Annotated in this window: 5 protein-coding genes; all 5 read right to left on the reverse strand. The window is 48.9% G+C overall.

Going from position 1 to position 3,406, the window contains the following annotated elements:
- Positions 1-131: 131 nt before the first annotated feature.
- Positions 132-527 carry a CBS domain-containing protein gene (locus tag QVO97_RS09650; RefSeq protein WP_022360124.1) on the reverse strand — a complete coding sequence of 132 codons (396 nt, stop codon included), beginning with the start codon at positions 525-527 and terminating at the stop codon, positions 132-134.
- Between the two features lie 204 nt (positions 528-731).
- On the reverse strand, positions 732-1,322 hold the full coding sequence (locus QVO97_RS09655) for a lactate utilization protein (protein ID WP_022360125.1): 591 nt from the start codon (positions 1,320-1,322) through the stop codon (positions 732-734).
- Positions 1,323-1,632: 310 nt separating this feature from the next.
- Entirely contained in the window at positions 1,633-2,400 is a 768-nt protein-coding gene (locus QVO97_RS09660) for a M23 family metallopeptidase (RefSeq protein ID WP_022360126.1), read from the reverse strand.
- Positions 2,401-2,440: 40 nt separating this feature from the next.
- Positions 2,441-3,190: a SpoIID/LytB domain-containing protein gene (locus QVO97_RS09665; RefSeq protein WP_022360127.1), complete on the reverse strand. Its 750-nt coding sequence runs from the start codon at positions 3,188-3,190 to the stop codon at positions 2,441-2,443.
- A gap of 14 nt (positions 3,191-3,204) precedes the next feature.
- Positions 3,205-3,406: hypothetical protein (locus QVO97_RS09670; protein WP_288189561.1), on the reverse strand; the 202-nt coding region annotated here is incomplete at its 5' end.

A 3,406-nucleotide genomic window follows, 5' to 3' on the forward strand; every position in this document is an offset into this window, starting at 1 on the left:
GGCATTTTTCCGGCTGGAGTTATCCTGATAACCATTCATATTTCATTCTCCTACAAAAGCAATTATACTTTATCTTATGCAGGAAATATATAAATGCGATCGCCGCTGAAAAACAGAGCGATCATTATGTACTATTTTTTACAAAGGTAACTGATAACATCTTTTCTGGTAATAATACCGATAAAATTTTTCTGATCATCCAGCACCGGCACGAAATTCTGGTTCATGATCTTTCCCAGAAGATCTTCCATATCCGCATTGACAAGTACCGGCTGATTATCGGAACGGCGTGGAATCTCAGTGATCCGCACTTTTTCCAGTCCTTTCTGCACCAGATCTGTCTTATTTTTGAGTCCCCACAGCAGGTCGCCCTCGGTTAATGTCCCTGCGTAACGCCCTGCCTTCGTGATGATCGGCACCGCAGAATACTTGTACTTTTCCATCGTATCCATTGCCTGCCCAACCGTGTCCTCCTCATTCACATAAATGACTTCACTTTTCGGTGTCAGAAAAAATAATATATTCATGGTTTACCTGTTCTCCTTTCATCTTTCCCCATACGTCCCCCATACGTATCTGTAGATTTTGTATATTTTCGTTCAAATCTGCCTTCGTTCTTCTTGATTATACCAAATCCGTCCAAAAAAGATATAAAGAAATCCTTATTTTTCCATCAAATTTTTCTATAATCGGTACTGTTCATACCCGTGACCAGTAACTATATTCCGCTCCTAATAACCCATCTCCTCATCCACAAACACAACCTCTACTTCCATCCCATTACTCGGACGCTCCAGGATCACGATCGAATGGCAAATCCGTGCCGGGCTGTTGCAGTCTACGCAGACGCCCGTTTTCGCACACGGGGTCTGGACCTGCAGACGGGCTGCGTTCTTCGGTGCTGCGATCTGTTTTGCACGTTCCATCGCAGATGTCAAATCCGGACAAACTTTATTGTTTCCAATGACAAAATATACTTTTTCCGGTCCGAATAAGGTCTGCGACACGCGGTTTCCGGTTCCATCGATATTGACCAGTTCTCCGGTTTTGGAAACACCATTGGCGCTGGTTATGTACACCTCGGCACTTCTCGCTTCCACAAGCGTCTCGCGCCCCACCTTTTTCCAGTGCCAGATCACCTCATTTTTCTCGGAAAGTGCTTCATAAAGTCCCATCTCCTGTGCCGTCACGCTTCCGCCTATCGCAACTTTTTTCCCGGAAATCTGATCTTTCAGATAGTCCAACGCAGCCTCCTTTGTATCAAAGAAACTCGTTTTAAATCCGTGACGCTCAAAATTATTCTTCAGCAGTTCCTGTTCCATCTTTGTCCTCCTTATTAAATCGTTCAATTTATAGTAACTTTTATTTATAACCTACATTGACAGCCTTTGGTCTTTGAAAATATTCGTACTTTATCTATAGTATATCAAATATTGGCAGAAAAACAAGGCAGAGCAAATTAGCTGCCCGCCTTGCTTCAAATCAACAAAATTCCCTGTCTTCATGTTTTCATACAGCAGCTTTCTGTTTCAAAACCACCTGTCACAAAACACAAACTTATCCCTTCATTTCCAATTTCTGCCACAGCCAGAACCAGACTGCAAGGCGCATCATAAACAGCATTTCAGCCTGTCATTCCAGATAATCCAGCGCATCCACCGGTTCTCCGTCGTGCATCAGCTCGAAATATACGTTATTTCCCTCAATCGAATAGTATTTGGTCGGCTCCGCCACATATCCGAGTATCGTATCTTTTGCCACATACTGCTTCTGCGCCACCTGAACGTCTTTGAGCTGTCCACAGACCGCCGTGTAGCCGCTTCCCAGATCCAGCACAACATAATTGCCGATCTCCTCATTAGAACCGACTTCGGTTACCTGCGCCTCGGCGGGTGCGGCGACCGGCTCACTCACATCGCCCTGGATAATGAGTGCCGGATTGCATTTGTATTGATCGAGCGTCGGAAAATAGATGGTCGAATCCATGCTGTAATCGAGAATTACATTGCCCTGGACCGGCCAGCTTAAACGATCGGTTCCATTGTAGGAAAGAGCGCGTGCGGCAGCTGCTCCGGCTCCCAGACTGCTCTCTTTTTCCTCCTCCATCGGCTTCTGATCGGCTTCATCCCGGTTATTGACCGAATACGAGGCGTCCGAACTTCCTGCCACCTGTGCGCGTGTTTCCGCCTGTCCGTCGTTTTCTTCTAAACGGTTCTGCGGCATCTCTTCCGCCAGGATTCCCTCCGTCTGCGGCACATCCAGATACGGATTTTTTCCATCCTGCGCATTATCTTTTCGAATTTTTACGGTTCCTGCTGCGGCTACGATTGTCAGCAGACCAAGCACTGTCATTACCAGAACAAGTTTGTCCCTGAATAACTGTCTTACTTTATTTTTCACGTTTATCACCTCGGTATTAGTCTTGCCGAAGTGAATCGTTTTATTCAGAAACGATTTGAATATTTTTAAAATAATGCTTTAAAATTTCTTCCGCGCTGCTCCCATTCTCCGCCATGAGTCCCGCCCCGTACTGCGACAACCCGTAACCATGCCCGCGCCCATAAGTAACACAGCGGATTTCGTCCCCGTCTTCCTCGAGGGAAAAAGCTGGCGACGGCACGCCTAACGCATAGCGCACCGCGTCCCCGCTGTATGTCTCCGCCCCAATCTGCACGGTTTCCACATAACCGGCGCTGTCCCGTTTCACGATCTGAATCTCCTCCAGAATCCGATCTTCTTCCAGATTTTCCAGATCCGGGTGTTCTCCCAATGCATTCAGTCCTTCTTCCAGACGTTTTTTCAGTTCTTCCCGTGTCATGCCCTGCCGCGTCAGGTAGCCGCCAGCGCCCTCGTCCTCCTTTGCCGCAACCGACGCCAGATACGGATGCGCCTCATCCCCTTCGCGCGTCCGCCCCGCGCTCACTGCATGAAACAGCGGCTCAATATAATCCCCAGCCCAGATCGCCGTCTGTCCTGCGCTCTCCCGCACCGCCCCACAGATCGTCTGGTAATATTCCGGCATTCCAGCCGCCTCAAACCGGCTCTCGATCTGCTCCGGCTCCAGATAATCCATATCTAGCGCCGATTCCTCGATCGAATCTGCCCCGTCCATCTCCCGGTACAGCGCTGTCCGCGCCAGAATTGCCTGTGCCTTGACTGCCTCCTTCGGATAGCCGTCCGGAATCTGCACTGCAGTCAGACCGATCAGATATTCTTCCAGTGGGACAGCATACCCGGTTCCGTTGTTGCGGCCGCCATCCGGCCGCCATCCTCCCGATCCAGAAGGATGTGCCGACCATCCGTCTGACTTTCCCCTCCAGATGTTCTATCTGAATTTCCTCCGATTTTTCCTCCATCCGCCCCCTGCACACGCCCGGAAACTGCCAGTGTTGTGATATATGGGATC

Origin of the sequence: Clostridium sp. CAG:43, from assembly GCF_000434655.1 — a bacterium.
GTDB classification, from domain to species: Bacteria; Bacillota; Clostridia; order Lachnospirales; family Lachnospiraceae; genus Otoolea; species Otoolea fessa.

Excerpts from the sequence above, each read along its gene's own strand:
- QVO97_RS09650 (WP_022360124.1), bottom strand. The coding sequence starts at position 527 with ATGAATATATTATTTTTTCTGACACCGAAAAGTGAAGTCATTTATGTG.
- QVO97_RS09655 (WP_022360125.1), bottom strand. The coding sequence starts at position 1,322 with ATGGAACAGGAACTGCTGAAGAATAATTTTGAGCGTCACGGATTTAAA.